Source organism: Lentzea sp. NPDC004789 (assembly GCF_053601075.1).
In genome coordinates this window covers 54,775-76,233 of record NZ_JBSGBE010000009.1, presented here as the reverse complement: position 1 = coordinate 76,233, position 21,459 = coordinate 54,775, and the positions used below count along the sequence as shown (strand labels likewise).

Genomic DNA, 21,459 nt, shown 5'->3' with positions numbered 1-21,459 from the left:
AAACTTTCTCACGTGCGTAACCTGACGAATGACCCCAGATGGCGGGCCGCACTACGCCGGTTCGCGGATGGCGGGGCGTGCTATGGCATCCACAGCACCGGTTTGATCACTCTCGCTGGACCTCCGCGGCCTCGATCGGCGCGGTGATCCGCTCGAACGGAGGGTGCGTCGTCAGTTCATCGAACGGAAACGCCTGGATCGGTGCAGGTCTAGCAACGTCGTGATCAACGCCGTGCTCGGCCCGCACGCCAACGGGCCCCAGCAGGTCGAGGGGCAACGAGGGGCAACGAGGTGCCCACCGGCACCAGCCACACGCCACACCCGCCACATCAGCGGTGCCCGCCACGTCGGCTGCCCGCCACGCGCCGCACCCGCCACAACGGCTGCGCGCCACCTCCGCCACGCCGCCACGCCACACGCGCCACACCGCAACCTTCACCACGCCCGCCACCCCCGCCGCGTCAGCCACCCCCGACGCGACGAGCACCCGGTCGGCCTCGTCCAGCCAGCGTTCGAACGTCACAGCAGCTCCCGGTGGGCGTCGTCGTCCTCGTCGCTGAGGGTCGTGAACACCACCCGGTCGAACCGGCCGGGGTGTGCGGCCAGCCAGTCCGCGACGGTGCCGACCGCGATCCGCGCCGCCGCCCGCTTGGGGAACCCGAAGATCCCCGTGCTGATCGCGCAGAACGCGATGGTGCGGATCTTCTCGACCTCCGCCGCGACGTCGAGGCACGCCCGGTACGAGTCGGCGAGGGCGGTTTCGTGTGCGGGCAGCACCTTCCCGCGCACGATCGGGCCGACGGTGTGCAGCACGAACGGTGCCGGCAGGTGGTAGCCGCGGGTGATCTTCGCGGTGCCGGTGGGTTCCGGTGCCGCCTGCGCGGTCATGATCCGGTGACAGTCGGCGCGCAACCGCGGCCCGGCCACGGCGTGGATCGCGTTGTCGACGCACGGGTGGCCCGGCTGGAAGCAGCCGAGCAGCGCGTCGTTGGCGGCGTTGACGATCGCGTCGGCCATGAGCCGGGTGATGTCACCGCGCCAGACCGCGATCGGCGGGGACGGCTCGCCGGCCAGCGGGTCCGGCTGAAGGTCGCGGCCTAGCGCCACCTGACGCTCACCCCCGAGCACGGCGTCCAGCACGCCCAGCAACTCGGCCCCCAACGGCACCGGCTCCCGCACCGTCAGCAGGTGGCGCAGCAGCCGCCGCTGCTCGGCGGGCCCGCGCGGCAGGGCGAACCGCCCCACCTGCGGGTCCTCGCCGAGCAGCCGCAACGCCTCCGCCGTCAGCACTCCGAGCCGGCGCGCGGGCGCGGGCGGGCTGAGCGGGCGGAACGGTTCGTCGAGCGCGATCGCGGACCGGTAGTCGCGCAACGGCAGTGCGGTGATCACGGGTCAGAACAGGCCGTTGGAGTGCGGCAGGGCGGCCGGCACCGGCGTGATCACGTCCCAGTGTTCGACGATCTTGCCGTCGGCGACCCGGAACAGGTCCCAGTACGCCACCGGCTCACCGAACTCGCCCTCGGACTGCAGCAGCACGAGATCACCCTCCGCCACGACCTTGTGGACGGTCTTGTAGACGAGGTTGCGCCCCTGCCCGGCCCACTCGGCCGCGGCCGCGCCGAAGCCGGCCAGGCCGTCGGCGGCCTCGGGGTTGTGCTGCAGGTAGGTCGACGTGGAGATGTAGTCGGTCAGCACCGAGTAGTCGGCGTCCTGCAGCACCCGTTGGGCGAACTCCTGCACCAGAGCGCGAGAAGCCTCGGTGTCGACGTCCGACGGGGCGGCCTGACCGTCCGTCTGGGACCGTCCACTGGCCGTCTCCCCGACGAGCGGTGTGAGGGCGTCCCAGTGCTCGGCGAGCTTGCCGTCCACCACCCGGAACAGGTCGAACGCCACCAGCGGTTCCGGACTGAAACCGTGATAGACGCCGTGCAGCGCAACGAGATCACCATCGGCGATCACCCGCGCCAACGAGTAGCGGAAGCCCGGAGGCAGGGAGGCCACGAGCCCCCGCAACGCCTCGGGGCCGTCGCCGATGAGCGCGCTGTGCTGGCGGTAGTCCGGCGCGACCCAGCGGTCCACAGCGGACGGGTCCTTGTCGCCGAAGAGTTCGCCGGTGGCCTTGAGCACGAGTTCTTTGTTGTCCATGGCAGCAAAGATGTCGCACGGGCCACCTGAGAACGAGGTAGGATCGCGCCTCACCATGGTCAGAAGTGGACAGGTCGCGCAGTTCGGCTTCAGCAACCCCGACCGCGGGCAGCTGGGGCTGGAGGCACTCGACCTCGGCGTCCTCCGGCGCAGGCTCAGCGAGGACACGCTGAAGAAGGTGCACCGCACCGACTTCCACCAGCTGTTCCTGTGCACCGCCGGACACGGCACCACCATGGTCGATTTCGTGGACCACCCGTGCGGACCCGGCACGCTGCTGCACCTCAGTCCCGGCCGCGTGCTGCGCCTGCCCGAAGGCGACGTGGAGATGCTCATGGTGCTCTTCACGCCCGCGTTCCCACCCACGCTGGACGGCACACGGCAGCTGCTGAGCCCGTTCGGGCCGACGACGCTCACCGCCCCGAAGGCGGAACGGGCCGTCCTCATCCGCGCCGTGCAGGACCTCCGGCAGGAGTACCGCCGCAACCTGCTCACGAACGAGCCGGTGGACCTGCTCCGCCAGCTGCTGGGCGCGCTGCTGCTGCGCATCGCCCGCCTGCCGTCCACAGAGGACCTGGCGCACGGCGACGCCCGTTTCGAACGGTTCCAGCAGGAGCTGGAACGGTCGTTCGCCACCAGCCGCAACGCCGCCGACTACGCGGCCCGCATCGGCTACTCGTTGCGCAGCCTCAACCGGATCTGCGCGGCCGCGACCGGCCGGTCGGCCAAGGCGTTGATCGACGCACGGGTCGCGTTGGAGGCCAAGCGGCTGCTCGTGCACACCGATCTGTCGGCGGCCGCGATCGGGCATCGGCTGGGGTTCAGCGAGGCCACCAACTTCACCAAGTTCTTCACCCGCGAGACGGGGACGTCACCGCAGCGCTTCCGGGCGTCCTAGCCCGAGGAAGTGCAGCACCGCCAGCACGCGGCGGTGGTCGGCGTCGGCCTTCGGGAGGTCGAGCTTGGCGAGAATGCCGTTGATGTGCTTGGCGACCGCGCTCTCGCTCACCACGAGCTGGGCGGCGATGCCCGCGTTGGAACGCCCTTCGGCCATCAGCGCGAGCACCTCGCGTTCGCGGGCGGTCAGCCGATCCAGCGGATCGCTGCGCCGCCGCACCAGCAGCTGGGCGACGACCTGCGGATCGAGCGCGGTGCCGCCGTCGGCCACCCGCCGCAGCGCCTCGACGAACTCCTCGACGTCCGCCACCCGGTGCTTGAGCAGGTAGCCCATCCCGCTGGTGTTGGCGGCGAGCAGGTCGGCCGCGTAGCGCTCCTCGACGTACTGGGAGAGCAGCAACACCGCGGTCGACGGCAGGCTGCGGCGGATCGACAGCGCGGCGCGCACGCCCTCGTCGGTGAAGCCCGGAGGCATCCGGACGTCCACCAGCGCGAGGTCGGGCCGGTGCTCCTCGACCGCGGCCAGCAGCGCCTCGGCGTCGCCCACCTCGGCGACCACGTCGAAGCCCGCCATCTCCACGACCTTGACCAGACCGACCCGCAGCAGCACGGAGTCCTCGGCGATCACGGCACTTCTCAGCAAGGCAGCTCCACGCTCATCACGGTCGGTCCCCCCACGGGACTGCTCATCCGGAACGTTCCGTCGACCGACCGCACGCGCTGGGCGAGCCCTTTCAGGCCACTCCCGTTGCCGGGGTCGGCGCCGCCCAGGCCGTCGTCCGCGATCGTCAACCGCAGTATCCCGCCCACCATGGTCACCGTCACCTCGGCCCTGGTCGCCTCGCGCGCGTGCTTGGCGACGTTCGTCAACGCCTCGGACACGACGAAGTACGCGACCGCCTCCACCGCCGGTGCCGCCCGCCGGGGCAGGTCCACCCGCAGCCGCACGGGCAGCGGGGCGCGGGCCGCGAGCCCCGACAGCGCCGCGTCCAGCCCCAGCTCGTCCAGGACGGCGGGGTGCAGGCCGCGCACCAGGGTGCTGAGCTCCTCGATCGCCTCCTTCGCCTCCCGGTGCGCCGAGTCGATCACCGCGGCCGCGTCCGGCGGCAGGTCCAGCGTCGCCTTCGCCAGGCCCAGGTTCAGCGCCAGCGACACCAGCCGCTGCTGCGCGCCGTCGTGCAGGTCGCGTTCGATGCGCCGCCGTTCCGCGTCCGCGGCGTCGACCGCGCCGGCCCGGCTCGCGGTGAGGTCCTCGACCCGCCGCTCCAGGTCCTCCTCCCTGCTGCGGCCGAGCAACGACGGCACGAGCGCGCTCTCCAGCCGCACGGCGACCGCGGCCAGGCGCGGCACGGCGGCCAGCGCGACCAGACCGGCGACGACGACGTACGCCACCGGCACGTACTCGCCGAGCTCGATCCGCCACTGCCAGGGCAGCGCGTACACCGCCACCGCGGCCACCCCGGCCACCGCCAGCCCCACCACCAGCACTTCGAGCGTGCCGAACAGCGCCCCGGCGAGGCCGTGGTAGCCGGCCTGGCGCCACGGCCGCCGCCAGCCCGGTCGTGGGACGTCGATCCCGAGCAGCTGCCGGAAACGCCACCGCTGCGCCGCGGTCAGCACCGGCACGCACAAGATCACCAGCGCCAGGTCGACCCCGAGGAGCACGGGTGCCTCGGCGTCCCCGCCCCCGATGATCTCCCACACCAGACCGAACGCGTTGAACAGCAGAAACCCCGTGACGAGGTGGAACGGCGCCCCCAGCGCGAGGAAGGACAGGTCGCGGACCAGGCGGGTGAGCGCTCGCCGCAGCCGGATCTTCATGATCCAACCGTAGGCGTCCGCGCCGGGGGTGTACCTGGTGCCACCCCCAAAACGGAAAGCAGTGCGACTGATTTCGCCCGGCCGAGATCAGAGGGTTGATCACGTGACCTTCTCCTCCCGGCTGCTGACCGGATCAGGGCTCGCCCTGCTGCCCTGGCTCGCCCACCTCGCCACCACCCTGCCGCCCGCGCAGGCCGCCGTCTGGGTCACCCTCGACACCCTGGAAGCCGCCGCCCTGATCACCACCGGTCTCCTGCTGCGCACCGGCGCCCACTACCGGACACCCGCGGCCGTCGCGGCGGTGCTTCTCCTCGTCGACGCCTGCCTCGACCTCGCCACGTCCACCGGCACGGAACTGGCCGTCGCCGCCGCCATGGCGGGCTTCGCGGAGATCCCGTGCGCGGCGCTGTGCGTGGTGCTAGCCGTTCCACCCAGGACAGAGCTGGTCGAGGGTGTGCCGGCAGATGTCGGCGAAGACCGGGTTGGTGTCGCGGTAGTACGGCAGCCCGAGGACCGCGAGGTGCAGCGCCCAGCCGCGGGCACGAACCCACGCGGCGTCGTCGAACTCGCCGAGCTCGCGCCGGAACGCCCGCCTGCCGCGCTCGTCGAGGAACAGCCACGCGCACATCAGGTCACCGGCCGGATCACCGACCCCGGCACAGCCCCAGTCGATCACACCGGTCAGCTCGCCGCCGGTGAACAGCAGGTTGCCGCTGTGCAGGTCGGCGTGCAGCCAGCGCGGCGCCCCGCACCAGGGCGGTGCGTCGAGCGCGTCCTGCCACAGTGCGAAGAGTCGCGGGTCTCCGCCGACCTGCGTGATCCGCTCGCGGATCAGGTCGTCGTGCTCGCCGATCTGCGCGTTGCCGCGGTGCGGGACCCACTGCGCGTCGCCCACCTCGATGCCCTGCAACGCGTGGATCAGCTCCGCGAGGCGGATCGGCGTGTCGGGCCGGACCTCGGCGACCGTCGCGGTCGCACCGGGCAGCCAGCGCACGACGGTCCAGCGGTGCTGATAGCCCGAACCGGGTTCGCCCAGCGCGACCGGTTCCGGCGTGGCGACCGGGAGGTGGCGGGCGAGCAGGGGCAGGACGGCGGCGTCGCGTTCGGCCTGACCGGTTGACCACTCGCGGTCCGGCAACCGGACGGCGAGGTCGTCGCCCAGCCGGAAGAGCGCGTGGCTGGTGCCGCCGTGCTCGACGCGGGTGATCGGAAGGCCGTGCCAGTGCGGGAACTGCGTGCGGATCAACTCGTCCACAAGGGACACCTGCATTCGACCACTCCCCCGTTGAGACCCGGCGTGCCATGCAACACCGGGCCTCCGCGAGGCGGCAACCGCTTTTAGGGCCGGCCGGCCTCGATCACGTGCAGGGCGCTGGGCGTCGCCCGCGTACCGACGTACCGCAGACCGGCCCGCTCGAACAACGCGGCGAACTCGTCCTCGTCCCGCTCCTTGCCTCCGACCAGCATGAACATCTGCAGGTCCATGAGCGGCACGAACGCGTAGCCGTCGGACCGCAACGCCTCGACCACGAAGACCCGCGCACCGGGGTTCCCGGCCTCGGCGCAGCGCGACAGGATCTGCACGCACGTGTCGTCGTCCCAGTTGTGCAGGATCAGCCGCATCAGGTAGGCGTCCGCGGCCGGCACGGACTCCCGTGCGTCCCCGGCCACGACGTCGCACCGCTCCGCCAGCACGCCGGTGCACAGTTCGGGGTCCATGTCTGCGAGGGCGACCTCGAGGTCGAAGAGCGTGCCGCGCACCTCGGGGTGGTGCTCCAGCACCGCGCGCAGCAGGCTTCCCTGACCGCCGCCGACGTCCACCAGGTGCTGCCCGCCGCCGAGGTCCAGGGCTTCGGCCACCAGCGGGTTGGTGGGGCCCAGCGACAACGTCATCGCGCGGTTGAAGCTCTCCGCCACCTGGGGCACGTCACCGAGGAAGCTGTAGAAGTCCTTGCCGTGCACCGAGGAGAACGGCGAGGTGCCGGTGCGCACCGCGTCCGTGAACCTCTCCCACAACGGCCACATCCAGTCCGGCTTGAAGAACCCGCTGACGATCTCCGCAGGGGCGTCTCCGGTGTTCGTCCGCAACAGCAGCGAGAGTTCGTTGTGCACGTAGGTGTACGGCGCGGCCCTGCGGAAGAACCCGAGGCCGTGCAGGGCGCGGAACAGGCGGAGGGTGAGGTCCGGGTCGATGCCGGCGGTGCGCGCGAGGTCCGCGACCGGCACGGGCTCCTCCCCCACCAGGTCGGGCAGGCCGAGCTCCAGCGCGGTGCGCAGGAGGTAGCCGGACAGCATGTGCTTGAACAGGGGGTCCATCGTCTCGAACACGAGGGTCTGGTGATCGGTCATGTCAGTTGCCCGTCAACGAGATCGCCAGGTCCTTGATGGCCAGCGGGAACTTGCCCACGCTGGTCGCCGTGCCGCCCAGCAGGTTCACGTTGTACAGCGACGCGCTGCCGTTCGCCGCCGTGATCGTGGCGAAGCCCGCGACCGACACGGCCTTGCCACCGCTCAGGGTGCTGTAGATGTCGAACCCGGCGTCGGCGGCGTCCACCGTGAGCTTGCCGGTGGCGGTCAGCAGGCCGTTGTTCGCGGGCGACTGGATGAGCACCTCGTCGGTGGCCGTGCCGATGACGAACAACGTGGTCGCGGTGTCCGGGTTCAGGTCGTTGTTCGTGTACGCGGCCGCCGTCACGCCCCTGGTCGGGCCGAGCGCGGGCGGGGTGGAGAGCACGGCGTCCTCGGTCGTGGTGTTGTCACCGAGGTTGTGGCGCAGGTTCTGGCCGGTGTCGCTGACGATCCGCAGGCGGTCGACCGCCGGGTTGAAGTCGACGCCGAAGCTCGTGCCGTACAACGGGACGGTCAGCTGCGAGACCTTCGTGACGACCGGGTCGGAACTGGGCGTAGGCGGGAGCTTGACGGTGTAGATGCCACCGTTGTTGCCCACCAGGTACATCAGCCCGTCCTGGACGCGGAAGTCCAGGCCGATGGCGGCCGTGTCACCGGAGAAGCCCTGGATCTGCCGCACCCAGTCCAGCACCTGCGGCCGATCGGTCGTGAACGTCGCCATCAACGTGCCGTCCGCCGAGATGCCGAACGCGCGCAACCCCGCCGCGGGTTGAGCGGCACTGCTCCCACCGCCACCGGCCACGCCGGCCAGCACCGACACCACCACGGCCGCCGCGGCGACGCCCCTGTTCACCCGTGCCCTCATCAGTCCCACTCCCCGGTAGGAAACGTTGTGGCACAAGCTATTGATCAGGACTGGACGTCGACTGGACGGCCGTGGTGGGAGCGCTTCAGCTGCCGCTCAGCGAGATGGCCACGTCGCCGATCGGGAGGGGGAACTTGCCGATGCTCGTCGCCGTGCCGTTGAGCAGGTTGACGCTGTACAGCGAGGTGGAGCCGTCGGGTGCGGTCAGGGTGGCGAAGCCCGCGACGGAGACCGCCTTGCCACCGCTCAGGGTGCTGTAGATGTCGAACCCGGCGTTGGGGCCCGCGTCCACCGTGAGACCGCCGGTCGGCGCGAGGGTTCCGTTGTTGGCCGGTGACTGGATGAGCACCTGGTCGGTCGCCGTCCCGATGTCGAACAACGTGGTGCCGGTGCCGGGGTCCAGGTCGTTGTTCGTGTACGCGGCCGCGGTCACGCCCTTGGTCGGTCCGGTGGCCGGCGGGGTGGTCAGCGTCGTGTCGGTCGTGGTGGTGTGGGTGTTGAGGTCGTGGCGGAGGTTCTGGCCGTTGTCGCTGATCACGCGGAGGCGGTCGGCGGCGGGGTTGAAGTCGACGCCGAAGTACGTGCCGTACAGCGCGACGGTCAGCTGCGACACCTTGGTGATCACCGGGTCGTAGCTGGGCGAAGGCGGGAGCTTGACGGTGTAGATGCCGCCCTTGTTGCCCACCAGGTACATCAGCCCGTCCTGGACCCGGAAGTCCACCCCGATCGCCGCCGTGTCGCCGGAGAAGCCCTGGATCGTCCGCACCCAGTCCAGCACCTGCGGCCGATCGGTCGTGAACGTCGCCATCAACGTGCCGTCCGCCGAGATGCCGTACGCCCGCAACCCGCTCGGCTGAGCGGCACTGCTGCCGCCACCGCCGACGACGGCCGCCAGCACCACGGCTGCGGCGGCCGCCGCGGCGGCACCCCTCTTGGTCTGCGCCTTCATCAGTCCCACTTCCCCGGTCGGAAACCCTGCGGCACAAGCTATTGCGCCGGACTGGACGTCGATTGGACGTCGCATGGACTTGCTGCGCAGGCACCTTGCGCAGGCCTCGCGACGGGTATCCCATTGAGGCCACAGGACTTCGAGGGGGCACACGATGAGGTTCATGATCGCGGTCGGCGCGGCGCTGCTCACCGCCGGTCTCACCACGGGCACGGCCGCCGCGGCCGAGACCGGGTGCCGGGAGTTCACGTCCGCGGCGGTGCAGCTCGCCGACCCCGGCCGGTGGGCCTACACCTACAACGTCACGTGGTGCGTCGTGAACGGCAAGATCACCACCATCACGCCGCACCTCACGCACGAGGCGGACGGCAGCACGTGCGTCTGGGTGACGAACGCAGAGGAGGCGATCACGCCGGCGCAGGACGACGCCTGGAACGCCTACAACATGGGCGAGTTCTCGTGCAAGAACGGCGACGGCACGGACGGCAGCGTGAACCCGTGGGGCGTGATCACGGTGTGGCCCAACGGTGACAGCCGCGTCCTGCGCAAGGGCATCGGGTAGGTCAGGACAGCGCGGCCGACGCCCGTTCCCGCAGCGCGCGGTAACCCGCGCGCTCGGCGAGGACCAGCGCCTGCCGCGCGAGCCCGTCGTCCGCGGTCGCCGTAGCCAGGCCGATCAGGATGTCGATCTCCGGGTACCGGTCGCCGATGCGGCGGACCAGGCCGAGCGCCTGCCGGTAGCGGCGCACCGCCTCCGCCCGGTGCCCGAGCCCGAGGTCCACGGCGGCCAGCGCGGCGAGCGCCTCCACCTCGGTGCGCGGATCACCGGTCTCCTGCGCGAGCGCGAGACCGGTGCGCGCGTGGTCGAGCGCCTCGGCGTCGCGGCGCAGGTCGAGGAACGTCGCCGCCAGCCTGCTGTGCGCCAGCGCCTCACCGCTGCGGTTGCCCGCCTCGTGGTGCAGCGCGACCGCACGGGTGAGCAGCTCGACCGCCTCGGCGTGCCGGCCGCGGGCGCGCTGCGTCTGGCCGAGGTTGCCGAGGTTGAGCGCCTCCCCGAAGGGCGACCCGATCTGCCGGTACCGGCGCAGGGCCTCGGTGTAGTGCTCGGCCGCCTCCGCGAGCCTGCCCATCTCCCAGTGCACGAGGCCGAGGTTGCCCAGCGCCACGGCCTCCCCCGCCGGCTGGCCGACCCCGCGGCTCAACGCGAGGCAGCGGCGGAACCGGACCGCCGCGGCGTCGAGACGGCCCGACTGCCAGTAGACGCACCCGAGGTTGCCCAGCACGGCGGCCTGCGCCTCGACCCAGCCCGCCTGCCGCGCCTGCAGCTGGGCGTGCGTGTAGTGGTGGACGGCGTCGCCGTACCTGCCCTGCCGGAAGTACAGGTCGGCGAGGCTCAGCCGGGCGGCGGCCCGTTCCCTCGGCGCGCCCTCCTGCTCCGCCGTGGCCAGCGCGGCCTCCGCGACGGCCAGCCACTCCACCTGGCGCGTGCACATCCAGAAGTAGCCGCGCAGGCTGTCGGCGAGCAGCCAGGTCGTGGGCCGCGGACCGGTCCTGACCGCGGCGACGAGGTTGGCCAGCTCGGACTCCAGCCAGGCAGACGCCTCCGTGGCGCCGAAGGGCGGCCGGGATTCCGACGCCTCCGCGACACCAGCAGGCGGCGCGGACCCACCCGAAGCAACCGGCAACCTCAACATGTGCGGGTAAAGCACGCGAGCCGCGCCGTCCACCCCGCCCAGATACCAGTCGTACAACCGGTGCAGCGCCGCGTCCAGGTCCCCAGCCGCCTCCTCCCGCTCAGCCCGTTCGGCGGCATACCGGCGAAGCAGGTCGTGGAACCCGTGGCGCCCAGCCCCGTGCGGCTCCACGAGGTGCGCGGCGGCGAGCCGGTCCAGCAGCCGCGCCGCCTGCCCAGCGGCGACACCGGCGAGCGCCGCCACCGCCTCGGTCCCGACGTCGGCGCCCGGCACGAGGCTCAGCAGGCGGAACAACCGCCGTGCCGCACCGGGAAGTGCGGCGTAGGAGAGGTCGAACGCGGTCCGCACCGCGGTCTGCTCGTCGCCCTGCACGGCGAGCGCGGTCAACAGGTTGCTGTCCCGCAGGTCCGCGACGTGGTCCTCGATCCCGCGTTCGGGGTGATCGGCGAGGTTGGCGGCCGCGATCCGCAACGCGAGCGGGAGGTGCGCGCACAGCTTCGCGAGCTCCGCGGCCGCCACCGGTTCGGCGCGGACCCGCTGCGGCGCCAGCACGTGGGCCAGCAGGTCCACCGAGTCCTCCGGGCTCAGCACGTCGAGCGTGACCTGACGCGCGCCGTGCAGGGCGACCAGCCCGGTCATCCGTTCGCGGCCGGTCACGACGACGCACGCCGGACCGGCGGGCAGCAGCGGCCGCACCTGGTCCGGGCCCGCGGCGTTGTCCAGCAGCACCAGCATTCTGCGGTCCGTCGTCAACGTGCGGAACATCGCCGCCGCCGTCTCCAGGTCGACGGGCACGCGCTCGGCCGGCACCTCCAGCGCGATCAGGAACTGGGCCAGCACCTCGATCGGCGGTGTGGCCCCGCCCTTCGCGTGCCCGCGCAGGTTCGCGTAGAGCTGCCCGTCGGGGAACCTGTCCCGCACGCGGTGCGCCCACTGCACCGCCAGCGCCGTCTTGCCGACCCCGGCGGTGCCGGAGATCGCGATGATGGTCACCGCACCGTCGTCGCGAGAGGGCGCCAGCGAGTCCAATGTGGACAAGGCAGAGGCGCGGCCGGTGAACCCGGTGGGCTGGGCCGGCAGCTGCCTGGGCACCCGCAGGGCAGGCCGCGAAACTCCGGCGACGTCGTCGTGCAGCAACGCCGCGTGCGCCGCGCGGAGGTCGGGACCGGGATCGATGCCGAGCTCCTCCACGAGCCGGTCACGCACCTCGTGGTAGGTCTGGAACGCCATCGCCCGGTGCCCGACCGCGTGGTACGCGCGGATCAGGCGCGCCTGTGACGCCTCGTCCAGCGGCTGGTCCGCGGCCGCCTCCGCGATGCCGGGGAGCACGTCCGCCGCGGCGCCGGTCTCGATCATCGCATCGCCGTAGCGGGCGAGCACCTCGCGGTGTTCCGCCACGAGCGCCACGACTTTCGGGTGGGTGGCGAGGGCGGGCAGGTCGGCCAGCGGCCTGCCGCGCCACAACGCCAGCGCCTCACCGTCCTGGGCCGCGGCGACCAGGCGCCGGAAGGCCATCAGGTCGATGTCCACGACGTCCGGGTTCACCGCGTAGCCGCCGTTGGTGTACGGCAGGACCTCGCTGGTGGAACGCGACGTGCGGCCGGGCTCCAGCAACCGGCGCAGGTGCTTGACGTGCGTCTGCAACACGTTCGCCGCGCTGCGCGGAGGCCTTTCGCCCCACAGCGCGTCCATCAGGTCGGTGGTCGTCACCGACTCGCCCTCGGCGAGCACCAGCAGCCCCAGCACGGCCCTGCGAGCCGGCGGGCCGAGGCCCACCTCCGTCCGGCCGTGCCATGCCCGCGTCGAACCCAGCACCTGGATCCGCACAGACGTCGTTGCCACTGGTTGAAAACTAATCAACCCATAAAGGCCTCACAAGGACTGTTCCGCGCATACCGGACCGGTCTGATCGGTCGAACATCCCTCACCCGGCCCGCCGGTCGGCGAGCCGCACGACGTTCGGCGACCGCTCCACCCGCACTCGCCCGCTGGAGGCCACGAGGTACCCGACCCCGCGCACGGTCTGGATCACGTCCGCCGCGACACCGAGCTTCTGCCGCACCCGTCGCACGTGCACGTCGACCGTCCGTGCGCCGCTGTAGTTGTCGTTGACACCCCACACCGCCGCGAGGAGGTCACGACGGCGGTGCACGCGATCAGGGTGCTCGCACAGGTGCAGCAGCAGCTCGAACTCCAGCCTGGTCAGCTCGACGGGTTCTCCCTGGAACAGCACCTGCCGGGTGTCCGGCAGGATCCGCACCTCCGCCTCGTCGGCCACGTCCTCCGCGGCCTGCACCAGGCCCACGTCCTTCAACGCGCCGAGCAGCCGCACCGCGACGTCCTCGTCCTCGGTGTCGATCGTGATGCTGAGTCGCATGGTGGTGTCCTCAGGTCTTCGGGAGGCCTTGGGGGTTGATCTCCGACGCCGGCACGGCCTCGTCGGACAGCCCCCAGCGCTTGAGCACCTCGGCGTACTTCCCGTTCGCGATCAACTGGTTGAGCGCCTCCTGGACCGGGGCGACGAGACCGTTGTCCTTCTTGGTGGTCACGGCGATCTTGCCCGGCACGGAGGCACCGCCGGAGAAGCTGCCGATCACCTCGGTCTGCCCGGAGGTGGCCGCGTGGTACGCCGATGTGGGGTTCGGGCCGAGGTAGGCGTCGATGCGGCCGGACTGCAGCGCCAGGTAGTAGTCCGACGAGTTCTGGAAGTACTTGATGTCGGTGGCCTTCAGGCCCGCGGCGACGTTCTTCGCGCTCCAGTCGACGAGGATCTTCTCCTGGTTGGTGCCGGAACCGACGGCGATCACCTTGCCCGCCACGTCCTCGGGCTTCTTCACCCGCCAGGCACCGCCCTTCTTCGCCTCGAACGCCAGCGTGTCCAGGCGGTAGGTGGCGAAGTCGTACTTCTCCTTGCGCGCCTCGGTGACCGTGATGTTGGACAGGCCGACGTCGTACGCGCCGCTGTCGAGGCCCACGAAGAGGTTCTCCCACGAGGAGACCTCCAGCTTCGGCTTGAGGCCCAGCACGTCCGCCACCAGCGTGGCGATGTCGGTCTCGACGCCGATCACGGTCTTGTCGTCGGTGGCGTAGAACCGCAGTGGCGGCGCTGTACCCGCGGAGCCACCGATGACCAGCTCGCCCTTGGTTCTGAACTTCTCCGGCACCTTCGCGGCGATCTTGTCGTCCTTCTGCGCCGTCACGCGCTTCTGGTCGGGGCTCAGGTTGACGTTCAACGCCCCGCCGCTGGACGAGGGCTCGCTCTCGGCCGTGCCGCAGGCGGCGAGGACGAGGGCCAGCGCGGCGAGAAGTGGTTTGCGCACAACGAACTCCTTGCTAGAGAACCTTGGACAGGAACGCGCGGGTGCGTTCGTGGGACGGGTGGTCGAGCACCTCGGACGGCGTGCCCTGCTCGACGATCACGCCCTGGTCGATGAACACGATCCGGTCGGCCACCTCGCGGGCGAAACCGATCTCGTGCGTGACGACGATCATCGTGGTGCCGGACCGGGCGAGGTCGCGCAGCACGTCCAGCACCTCACCGACCAGTTCCGGGTCGAGCGCCGAGGTCGGCTCGTCGAAGAGCACGACTTTCGGTTTCGTGGCGAGGGCTCGCGCGATCGCGACGCGTTGCTGCTGACCACCGGACAGCTGGCGCGGGTACGCGTCCTCCTTGTCCGCCAGGCCGACGCGGGCCAGGAACCGCCGTGCTTCCTCGACCGGTGCGACCTCGGCGACGTTCTCCAGCGCGGTCAGGTGCGGGAACAGGTTGAAGTTCTGGAACACGAACCCGATGTGCCTGCGCTGCTTGAGGATCTCGCGTTCCTTGAGCTCGTGCAGCCTGCCGCCACGGCGTTCGTAGCCGACCAGGTCGCCGTCGATGCTGATGAACCCGCGGTCGACCTTCTCCAGGTGGTTGATCGTGCGCAGCAACGTCGACTTGCCAGAACCCGACGGCCCGAGCACGACGACCACCTCGCCGGCCGCGACGTCCAGCGACACCCCGCGCAGCACCTCGTTGGAGCCGAAGCTCTTGTGCACGCCCAGCACCTCGATCACCGGCGGTCTCCTCGGGCGAAGTAGCGCTCGACGTAGTGCTGGCCGATCGAGAGCAGTGTGGTCAGGACGATGTACCAGACGGTGGCGACCATCAGCAGCGCGACGACCCGCGCGTTGCGGCCGTAGATCACCTGGACCTGGTAGAACAGCTCGCCGATCGCCATCACGGACACGACCGACGTGCCCTTGAAGAGGCTGATCACCTCGTTCGCGGCGTTCGGCAGGATGGCGCGCATCGCTTGCGGCAGCACGATTCTGCGGAACTGCCGGAACCTCGGGATGCCCAGCGCGGCGGCGGCTTCGAGCTGGCCGCGGTCCACGGAGATCACGCCGGAGCGGACGATCTCGGCGGCGTACGCGGCCTGGTGCAGCGCGAGACCGAGCACGGCCGCGCCCATCGGGCTGATCAGCTGCACCGTCTCGAACGTCACGAACTCCGGCCCGAACGGGATGCCGAGGCTCAGCCGCTGGTAGAGGTAGGAGATGTTGAACCAGAACAGCAGCTGCACGATCAGCGGAATGGACCGGAACGCCCAGACGTAGGTCCAGCCGACCGCCTGCAGGAACGGGCTCTTCGAGAGCCGCAACACCGCGACCACGATGCCGAGCGCGAAGCCGATGACCGTTCCGGCGACGGTCAGCAGGATCGTGGTGCCGACCGCGGTGAGGATCGACTGGGCGGTGAAGTAGCGCGCGAACGTCGGCCAGTCCCACGCGGGGTTGGTGACCAGGCCGTGGACGAACTGCGCCACGAGCACCAGCACGGCGACGACGCCGACCCATCGCCACGGATGGCGGGAGGCGACGACGGGTAACGAGGCCAGTTCTGTGTCCTTTGTGGACACTGGGGTGAGGGTGCCAGAAGACATGGCGGGTCCTTGTCGGGCAGGCGGGGCGAGGAAGGGCCGAGAGGTCAGCCGGTACAGGCGGCGCTCGACACGCGCCCGTGGTCGATGTGCCTGCGGGAGGACAGGAACAAGGCGAAGTCGGTCATTCCTGCCCTCCCTTCCCTGCGCTCGGATGAGAGCACGTGCAGAACGCGCCTCACGTTAGGGAGCGCTCGATTGCCTGAGCAAGGACGTCCACGTGGTGAACAACTATCGGAGACCGAGGTGATCCCGCAGCGTCGGACCGGTGTAGTCCTCCCGGAAGACGCCGCGCTCCTGCAGCAGCGGCACCACGGTGTCGGCGAACTCGTCCAGCCCGCCCGGCGTCACGTGCGGCACGAGGATGAACCCGTCCGCCGCGTCCTGCTGCACCAGGTCGTTGATCTGCGTGGCGACGGTGTCCGCCGACCCGATGAACGTCTGGCGCGCGCTCACGTCGATCACGAGGTCGCGGATCGACAGGTTCTTGGCCGCGGCCCGCTCGCGCCACTCCTTCACCGTGGCCACCGGGTCCTTGAACATCCGCACGCTGGCGCGGCCCTTCGCGATGGTGTTCTCGCCGGTCAGCGGCTCTTCCACCGGCAGAGGCCCGTCCGGGTCGTAGCCGCTGAGGTCCCGGTTCCACACCTGTTCGAGGAACCGGATCGCGGTCGCCCCGCTGACCTGCTGCCTCCGCACCTGAGCCGCCTTCTCCTGAGCGTCCGCGTCGGTGTCGCCGAGGATGAACGTGGCGGCGGGCAGCACCACCAACTGGTCGGGCGTGCGGCCGTACCTGGCGAGCCTGCCCTTCACGTCCCGGTAGAACTGCTGGCCGGCTTCCAGCGTCCCGTGCCGCGAGAAGATCGCGTCGGCGGTGGCGGCGGCGAACTCCCTGCCCTCCTCGGAATCGCCCGCCTGCAGTATCACCGGACGGCCCTGCGGTGACTGCGGAACGCCGAAGGTGCCGCTGATGTCGAAGTGCTGGTCCTTGTGCTCGAACCGGCCGATGCCCGTGTCGAAGAGCTTCCACGCCGTGCGCAGGAAGGACTCCGCGCGGGTGTAGCGGTCCTCCTGCTTGAGAAAGCCTCCGCGACGGAAGTTCTCGCCCGTGAACGCGTCCCACGACGTGACGACGTTCCACGCCGCGCGCCCTTCGGACAGGTGATCGAGCGAGGCGAACTGCCGGGCCACCTCGTAGGGTTCGTTGAACGTGGAGTTGATCGTGCCGGCCAGCCCGAGCCGGTCGGTCACCGCGGCCAGCGCGGCGAGCACGGTGAACGTGTCCGGCCTGCCGACCACGTCCAGGTCGTAGATCTGACCGCCCTGCTCGCGCAGCCGCAGTCCCTCGGCGAGGAAGAAGAAGTCGAACTTCGCCCGTTCCGCCGTCCGTGCCAAGTGGACGAACGAGTCGAACTCGATGTGGCTGCCCGCCTGCGGATCGCTCCACACCGTCGTGTTGTTCACGCCGGGGAAGTGCGCGGCGAGGTGGATCTGCTTGGTCATCTCGCGTTCCTCCTAGGCGTACTGGTTGGCGGGCTTGGGCAGGCCGAGGTGCCCTCGCAGCGTGGCGTGCTCGTACTCCGTCCGGAACAGGCCTTCGCGCCGCAGCTGCGGGACGAGCCCGCGGGTGACCTCGGGCAGCTCGGCGTGAATCCGGAACCCGGCGAATCCTTCGCTCTGCCAGGCGAGCAGCTGGTCGACCTCGGGGATCCCGATCACGTCGCGGAAGACGAGCCCGTCCGACACCGATGCGTCGTCGGCGAACACGATGTCCGCGAACCCCGGTTCGGTGGCGGCGATCGGCGGATGACCCTGCGGCGGCCGCGGCGTGATCGACGGCCCGCGCACGCTGAACCAGCGCCCTTCGAAATCGATGTAATGCAGCTTCTCCCGGTCGATGAACCGGCCGGTGGCGACGTCGCGAATCTCGGCGTCGTCCTCCCAGCTGTCCCACAGCCGCCGCAGCACCTCGGCGTGGTCCGCAGCCTCTCCCCACAGGTCGTCGAAGTTGTCGCGCCGCCCGAAGTGCTTGCCGTGCAACGAGTCCGTCGTGAGCTGCACGCCCGCGCGCCCCTTGCTGACGTAGTCGAGCGTCGCGATGGCCTTCGACAGGTGGAACGGCTCGGTGTGCGTGACGACCGCCGTGGGAACGAGCCCGATGCGCGACGTGAGCGGCGCGACGCGGGCAGCGGTCAGCACCGCGTCGAGGCCGGGCTCGCCGCCCAGCGAGTCGTCGAACGTGACGAAGTCGAGCGCGGCCTCCTCGGCCTCACGGGTGAGCTCCACCCAGTGCTTCGCGGTGAACGCCTCGTCGCCGGTCGCGCGCAACGCGACGGCCAGGTGCAGTGGTGACCCCACCGGTCCCCCTCTCGTCGGGTCCTCGCATTCTGTGCGTGGTCAGGGGGTCACCGCTTCGACGGCCACTGGGTGGGAAAACTCGCCGGGACGGGAATATTTCGCGGGTTTGCCTTGACGTGCGCGTCAAGGTTTAGCGTTCCGGTCATGAGGATCGGCGAACTGGCCAAGCGAGCCGGCACCACCACGCGTGCGCTGCGCTTCTACGAGTCCCAGGGACTGCTGGCGGCGCAACGCACGTCCAACGGCTACCGCGAGTACGACGACCACGACCTGCGACTGGTGAAGGAGATCCAGTCGCTGCAGGCGGTCGGACTCTCCCTGGAGGACACCAAGCCGTTCGTGGCGTGCCTGCGCGCGGGCCACGAGTCCGGCGACTCGTGCCCCGACTCGCGGGAGGTCTACCGGCGCAAGCTCGCCGAGGTGGACGCCTGCCTGGAGCGGTTGCAGACCGTCCGGGAGTTCCTGCTGGCCAGACTCGCCTTCCAGGATCCGTGCCTCGTGCCAGAACCCAAGGAGTTCCAGTGCAGCTGACCGACGCCACGTTCGCGGAGAAGACCCGGACCGGCACCGTGCTCGTCGAGTTCTGGGCGCAGTGGTGCGGACCGTGCCACATGCTCTCGCCCGTGCTCGACGAGATCGACCGGGAGCGCGACGACCTGACCGTGCTGAAGATCAACGCCGACGAGAACACCGCGACCGCCCGCGACTACCAGGTCATGTCGCTGCCCACGATGCTGCTGTTCCGCGACGGCGTGCCGATCCGGCAGATCGTGGGAGCGCGGCCCAAGTCGCGGCTGCTGGCCGAATTGGATGACGCGCTCAGCGCCTGAGCGCGTCCGCCCCTTCCTCGATGGCCGAATTGGATGACGCGTTCGGCGCCCGGGCCGCCTAAATTGACCCCATGCTCGGTCTCGAACTCGTGGTGGTGCTGGGCGTCTGCGTCCTGGCGAGCAGCGTCGCGTCTGGACGGTTGCGCCTCGCCGCCCCGGTCCTGCTGGTGGTGTGCGGCGCGGCGCTCGGCTTCGTGCCCGCCCTGGAGTCGGTCAGCCTGCCGCCGGAGGCGATGCTGCTGATCTTCCTCCCGGCCCTGCTGTACTGGGAGAGCCTCAACACCTCGTTGCGGGAGATCCGCAGCAACCTGCGCCCGATCGTGCTGCTCAGCACGCTGCTCGTGCTCGCGACGGCGGCGGCGGTCGCGGCGGTCGCCCACGCGCTGGGCCTCGACTGGGGTCCGGCGTGGGTGCTCGGCGCGGCCCTCGCGCCCACCGACGCGACCGCCGTCTCGGCCATCGCCCGCGGCATGCCGCGCCGCACGACCACGATCCTGCGGGCCGAGTCGCTGATCAACGACGGCACCGCGCTCGTGATCTACGCGATCGCCATCGCGATCACCACGGGCGAGCAGCAGTTCAGCGTCGGCCTGGTCGGGTTGCGGCTGCTGCTGTCCTACGCGGGCGGCGCGGTGGCCGGGCTGGCCGTCGCCTGGCTCGCCGTGCAGGTCCGCAAGCGGCTCGACAACCCCATGCACGAGACCGTGATCAGCCTCCTCACCCCGTTCACCGCGTTCCTGCTGGCCGAGGTCGCCCACGGCTCCGGCGTGATCGCCGTGGTCGTCTGCGGCCTGGCGTTGTCGCAGGTCGGGCCGCGCGTCGTACCCGCGGACACCCGCCAGATGAGCTCCGCGTTCTGGGGCATCGCCACGTTCCTGCTCAACGGCGCCCTGTTCGTCCTGATCGGCCTCCAGGCCAACGGCGCGATCCGGTCGCTGGACGGCTCGCAGACGCTCCGGGCGTTCGGCACGATCGGCCTGGTGGCGCTCGCGGTGGCGGGCACCCGCCTGCTCTGGAGCTACACCACGCCGTACATCATCCGCGCGCTCGACCGCCGTCCGCAGCAACGACTGCGCCGCGTCGGCGCACGTCAACGCCTGGTGTCGTCGGCCGCCGGGTTCCGCGGCGCCGTGTCGCTGGCCGCCGCGCTGGCCGTGCCGGACACGGTCGTCGGCGGCGCGCCCTTCCCGTTCCGCGACCAGATCATCCTCATCACGTCCGGCGTCGTCGTGCTGACGCTGGTCGTGCAGTCGATCATGCTGCCGTCGATCATCCGGTTCTCGCGGCTGCCCGAGGACACCGCGGTCGAGGAGGAGCTCAGGCTCGCGCAGACGACCGCGTCCGAGGAGGCCTACGAGGCCCTGCCGCGCCTCGCCGACAAGGTGGGCGTCAGCGACATCGTCTTCAAGCGCGTGCTCGCCGAGTACGAACACCACCTGGAGGTCGTGCGGGCCAAGGAGTCCGGCGACGAGGAGGTGGTGCAGTCCGAGGGCGAGTACACGGCGCTGCGGCTGGAGCTGATCGCGCACAAACGGGCGACCGTGGTGCGGTTGCGCGACGAGCGGGCCATCGACGACATCGTGCTGCGCACGGTGCAGCGCAAGCTCGACATCGAGGAGGTGCGGCTGTCCCGGCGCGAGGTCGACGAGGACTGAGCTCAGCTCGACGGTTCGACCTGCGCGTGTTCGACCGGTTCCAGGAGGAACTCCTGGTCGGCCTGACCGGAGCAGGTCTCCTGGGACAGTTCGGCCCCGGCGTCGACGTCGGACGGACCGCCGAGCAGACCCACGCACTTGCCGCTGTGCACCGGCCGCAGCACGAAACCGTTCGGCACGGGAGCGGAGACCGGCTGGAACAGGAACCGCTGGTTGGCCGCCGATGTGCAGTTCCTGGGAGCCAGCAGCATGCCGTCGTCGAGCGAGGCCTCGTCCACGGACAGACAGCCCCAGCCCTTCACCGGGTGATGCCACTTGATCAGGTACACCCCGGTGCCGACGGCTTCGAGATACGTGTCCGGCACCAGGTTCGCGCACGGTCGCTGAACGGCGAGCTCACGATCGGTGCGCTTGTTGCGTTCGCTGCCCTCCCCCACGCAGAGACCGCGATCGGCGATGTGGCCCGGGCGCAGCAGATACCAGCCGTTGGACGGCAACGCCGTTGGTCCGGAGGAACCGCCGAGCAGAACCGTGGCGACGACCGCGGCGATCACCACCACGACCACCGCCGTCGTGGCGGCGAGCCACCGCTTCCGCCGTCCTGATGGTGCTTCCGATGGCGCCTCCACCGGCTCCGCGTCGAGGTACGGCCCTACGGCCAGGCGTTCCCTGGCGCTCAGCCATGCCGCCAGGTGCTGCCCGTCGCCGCACGCCCGCACGAACGCCGCCAGCAGCTCCGGGCGGGGAAGTGCTTCACGGCGCATCATGTCGGCGACGGTGCTGCGGGGCAGGACTTCGCCGCACTCGGCCGCATGTTCTTCCAATTGTCGCAGGGTTCGTCCCGAATTCTTTTTGAGCGCCCGCAGGAGGGCGCAGAACTCCGCGACATCCCGCGCTGATTCCGGCTGGACGCGATGACGAGTCACCATCTCATCGTGGCGGACCAGAAGTCCCCACGGCGTCGGCTGGTCAGG

The 21,459-nt window shown here is 70.7% G+C and carries 22 protein-coding genes; 5 read left to right on the top strand and 17 right to left on the bottom strand.

The window, feature by feature from the left end; genetic code table 11:
* Positions 1–106: 106 nt before the first annotated feature.
* Genes ACWEIJ_RS21710 through ACWEIJ_RS21700 form a run of 3 tightly spaced genes read right to left on the bottom strand, consistent with a single transcriptional unit; the run spans position 107 to position 2,145 of the window.
* A complete protein-coding gene (locus ACWEIJ_RS21710) occupies positions 107–523 on the bottom strand; it encodes a hypothetical protein (protein ID WP_449839009.1) in 417 nt (138 codons plus the stop codon).
* Positions 520–1,389, bottom strand: a complete 870-nt coding sequence (locus tag ACWEIJ_RS21705; protein ID WP_449839008.1) for a protein-ADP-ribose hydrolase — start codon at positions 1,387–1,389, stop codon at positions 520–522. The genes ACWEIJ_RS21710 and ACWEIJ_RS21705 overlap by 4 nt, the downstream gene beginning before the upstream one ends.
* A 3-nt stretch (positions 1,390–1,392) precedes the next feature.
* Positions 1,393–2,145, bottom strand: coding sequence for a nuclear transport factor 2 family protein (locus tag ACWEIJ_RS21700; protein ID WP_449839007.1), 753 nt, complete (start codon positions 2,143–2,145; stop codon positions 1,393–1,395).
* A 55-nt stretch (positions 2,146–2,200) separates the two neighbouring features.
* Between ACWEIJ_RS21700 and ACWEIJ_RS21695 the strand changes: the two genes are divergently transcribed.
* Complete coding sequence (locus ACWEIJ_RS21695) at positions 2,201–3,043, top strand: helix-turn-helix domain-containing protein (protein ID WP_449839006.1); 843 nt, start codon at positions 2,201–2,203, stop codon at positions 3,041–3,043.
* Here the strand turns inward: ACWEIJ_RS21695 and ACWEIJ_RS21690 are convergent.
* From ACWEIJ_RS21690 to ACWEIJ_RS21665, 6 genes are all read right to left on the bottom strand, one after another.
* Positions 3,017–3,685, bottom strand: a complete 669-nt coding sequence (locus tag ACWEIJ_RS21690; RefSeq protein WP_449839005.1) for a response regulator — start codon at positions 3,683–3,685, stop codon at positions 3,017–3,019. The two genes, ACWEIJ_RS21695 and ACWEIJ_RS21690, sit on opposite strands and share 27 nt — an antisense overlap.
* Complete coding sequence (locus ACWEIJ_RS21685) at positions 3,679–4,863, bottom strand: sensor histidine kinase (RefSeq protein ID WP_449839004.1); 1,185 nt, start codon at positions 4,861–4,863, stop codon at positions 3,679–3,681. The genes ACWEIJ_RS21690 and ACWEIJ_RS21685 overlap by 7 nt, the downstream gene beginning before the upstream one ends.
* 418 nt (positions 4,864–5,281) lie before the next feature.
* Positions 5,282–6,118, bottom strand: a complete 837-nt coding sequence (locus ACWEIJ_RS21680; protein WP_449839003.1) for an aminoglycoside phosphotransferase family protein — start codon at positions 6,116–6,118, stop codon at positions 5,282–5,284.
* A gap of 83 nt (positions 6,119–6,201) precedes the next feature.
* On the bottom strand, positions 6,202–7,212 hold the full coding sequence (locus ACWEIJ_RS21675) for a methyltransferase (protein ID WP_449839002.1): 1,011 nt from the start codon (positions 7,210–7,212) through the stop codon (positions 6,202–6,204).
* 1 nt (position 7,213) lies between these two features.
* Positions 7,214–8,077, bottom strand: coding sequence for a DUF4394 domain-containing protein (locus tag ACWEIJ_RS21670; protein WP_449839001.1), 864 nt, complete (start codon positions 8,075–8,077; stop codon positions 7,214–7,216).
* Between the two features lie 85 nt (positions 8,078–8,162).
* Positions 8,163–9,026, bottom strand: a complete 864-nt coding sequence (locus tag ACWEIJ_RS21665; RefSeq protein ID WP_449839000.1) for a DUF4394 domain-containing protein — start codon at positions 9,024–9,026, stop codon at positions 8,163–8,165.
* Between the two features lie 154 nt (positions 9,027–9,180).
* On the opposite strand from ACWEIJ_RS21665, the gene ACWEIJ_RS21660 reads away from it, so the two are divergent.
* Positions 9,181–9,588 carry a hypothetical protein gene (locus ACWEIJ_RS21660; RefSeq protein ID WP_449838999.1) on the top strand — a complete coding sequence of 136 codons (408 nt, stop codon included), beginning with the start codon at positions 9,181–9,183 and terminating at the stop codon, positions 9,586–9,588.
* A 1-nt stretch (position 9,589) separates the two neighbouring features.
* On the opposite strand, the gene ACWEIJ_RS21655 is transcribed toward ACWEIJ_RS21660, so the two are convergent.
* From ACWEIJ_RS21655 to ACWEIJ_RS21625, 7 genes are all read right to left on the bottom strand, one after another.
* A complete protein-coding gene (locus ACWEIJ_RS21655; RefSeq protein WP_449838998.1) occupies positions 9,590–12,562 on the bottom strand; it encodes a tetratricopeptide repeat protein in 2,973 nt (990 codons plus the stop codon).
* An 82-nt stretch (positions 12,563–12,644) separates the two neighbouring features.
* Complete coding sequence (locus ACWEIJ_RS21650) at positions 12,645–13,097, bottom strand: winged helix-turn-helix domain-containing protein (RefSeq protein ID WP_449838997.1); 453 nt, start codon at positions 13,095–13,097, stop codon at positions 12,645–12,647.
* 10 nt (positions 13,098–13,107) lie between these two features.
* Positions 13,108–14,040, bottom strand: coding sequence for an ABC transporter substrate-binding protein (locus tag ACWEIJ_RS21645; protein WP_449838996.1), 933 nt, complete (start codon positions 14,038–14,040; stop codon positions 13,108–13,110).
* A gap of 13 nt (positions 14,041–14,053) precedes the next feature.
* Complete coding sequence (locus ACWEIJ_RS21640; RefSeq protein ID WP_449838995.1) at positions 14,054–14,776, bottom strand: amino acid ABC transporter ATP-binding protein; 723 nt, start codon at positions 14,774–14,776, stop codon at positions 14,054–14,056.
* Positions 14,773–15,621, bottom strand: coding sequence for an amino acid ABC transporter permease (locus ACWEIJ_RS21635; RefSeq protein ID WP_449838994.1), 849 nt, complete (start codon positions 15,619–15,621; stop codon positions 14,773–14,775). Before ACWEIJ_RS21635 ends, ACWEIJ_RS21640 begins: the two co-directional genes overlap by 4 nt.
* 252 nt (positions 15,622–15,873) lie before the next feature.
* The gene (locus ACWEIJ_RS21630; RefSeq protein WP_449838993.1) at positions 15,874–17,145 is read right to left on the bottom strand and encodes an LLM class flavin-dependent oxidoreductase; all 1,272 of its coding nucleotides are present in this window, start codon (positions 17,143–17,145) and stop codon (positions 15,874–15,876) included.
* Between the two features lie 12 nt (positions 17,146–17,157).
* Positions 17,158–18,000: an LLM class flavin-dependent oxidoreductase gene (locus ACWEIJ_RS21625; RefSeq protein ID WP_449838992.1), complete on the bottom strand. Its 843-nt coding sequence runs from the start codon at positions 17,998–18,000 to the stop codon at positions 17,158–17,160.
* A 144-nt stretch (positions 18,001–18,144) separates the two neighbouring features.
* Between ACWEIJ_RS21625 and ACWEIJ_RS21620 the strand changes: the two genes are divergently transcribed.
* From ACWEIJ_RS21620 to ACWEIJ_RS21610, 3 genes are all read left to right on the top strand, one after another.
* Positions 18,145–18,531, top strand: coding sequence for a MerR family transcriptional regulator (locus tag ACWEIJ_RS21620; protein WP_449838991.1), 387 nt, complete (start codon positions 18,145–18,147; stop codon positions 18,529–18,531).
* On the top strand, positions 18,522–18,830 hold the full coding sequence (gene trxA, locus ACWEIJ_RS21615; RefSeq protein WP_189256903.1) for a thioredoxin: 309 nt from the start codon (positions 18,522–18,524) through the stop codon (positions 18,828–18,830). Before ACWEIJ_RS21620 ends, trxA begins: the two co-directional genes overlap by 10 nt.
* A 71-nt stretch (positions 18,831–18,901) precedes the next feature.
* The gene (locus ACWEIJ_RS21610; protein WP_449838990.1) at positions 18,902–20,485 is read left to right on the top strand and encodes a Na+/H+ antiporter; all 1,584 of its coding nucleotides are present in this window, start codon (positions 18,902–18,904) and stop codon (positions 20,483–20,485) included.
* 2 nt (positions 20,486–20,487) lie between these two features.
* On the opposite strand, the gene ACWEIJ_RS21605 is transcribed toward ACWEIJ_RS21610, so the two are convergent.
* Complete coding sequence (locus tag ACWEIJ_RS21605) at positions 20,488–21,309, bottom strand: RICIN domain-containing protein (protein ID WP_449838989.1); 822 nt, start codon at positions 21,307–21,309, stop codon at positions 20,488–20,490.
* Positions 21,310–21,459 lie beyond the last annotated feature (150 nt).

What these genes read in the sequence shown, in the direction of transcription:
- ACWEIJ_RS21620 (WP_449838991.1), top strand. Translation starts at nt 18,145, where the DNA reads ATGAGGATCGGCGAACTGGCCAAGCGAGCCGGCACCACCACGCGTGCG.
- ACWEIJ_RS21695 (WP_449839006.1), top strand. Translation starts at nt 2,201, where the DNA reads ATGGTCAGAAGTGGACAGGTCGCGCAGTTCGGCTTCAGCAACCCCGAC.
- ACWEIJ_RS21610 (WP_449838990.1), top strand. Translation starts at nt 18,902, where the DNA reads ATGCTCGGTCTCGAACTCGTGGTGGTGCTGGGCGTCTGCGTCCTGGCG.
- ACWEIJ_RS21675 (WP_449839002.1), bottom strand. Translation starts at nt 7,212, where the DNA reads ATGACCGATCACCAGACCCTCGTGTTCGAGACGATGGACCCCCTGTTC.
- ACWEIJ_RS21700 (WP_449839007.1), bottom strand. Translation starts at nt 2,145, where the DNA reads ATGGACAACAAAGAACTCGTGCTCAAGGCCACCGGCGAACTCTTCGGC.
- ACWEIJ_RS21685 (WP_449839004.1), bottom strand. Translation starts at nt 4,863, where the DNA reads ATGAAGATCCGGCTGCGGCGAGCGCTCACCCGCCTGGTCCGCGACCTG.
- ACWEIJ_RS21650 (WP_449838997.1), bottom strand. Translation starts at nt 13,097, where the DNA reads ATGCGACTCAGCATCACGATCGACACCGAGGACGAGGACGTCGCGGTG.
- ACWEIJ_RS21670 (WP_449839001.1), bottom strand. Translation starts at nt 8,077, where the DNA reads ATGAGGGCACGGGTGAACAGGGGCGTCGCCGCGGCGGCCGTGGTGGTG.
- ACWEIJ_RS21665 (WP_449839000.1), bottom strand. Translation starts at nt 9,026, where the DNA reads ATGAAGGCGCAGACCAAGAGGGGTGCCGCCGCGGCGGCCGCCGCAGCC.
- ACWEIJ_RS21630 (WP_449838993.1), bottom strand. Translation starts at nt 17,145, where the DNA reads ATGACCAAGCAGATCCACCTCGCCGCGCACTTCCCCGGCGTGAACAAC.
- ACWEIJ_RS21660 (WP_449838999.1), top strand. Translation starts at nt 9,181, where the DNA reads ATGAGGTTCATGATCGCGGTCGGCGCGGCGCTGCTCACCGCCGGTCTC.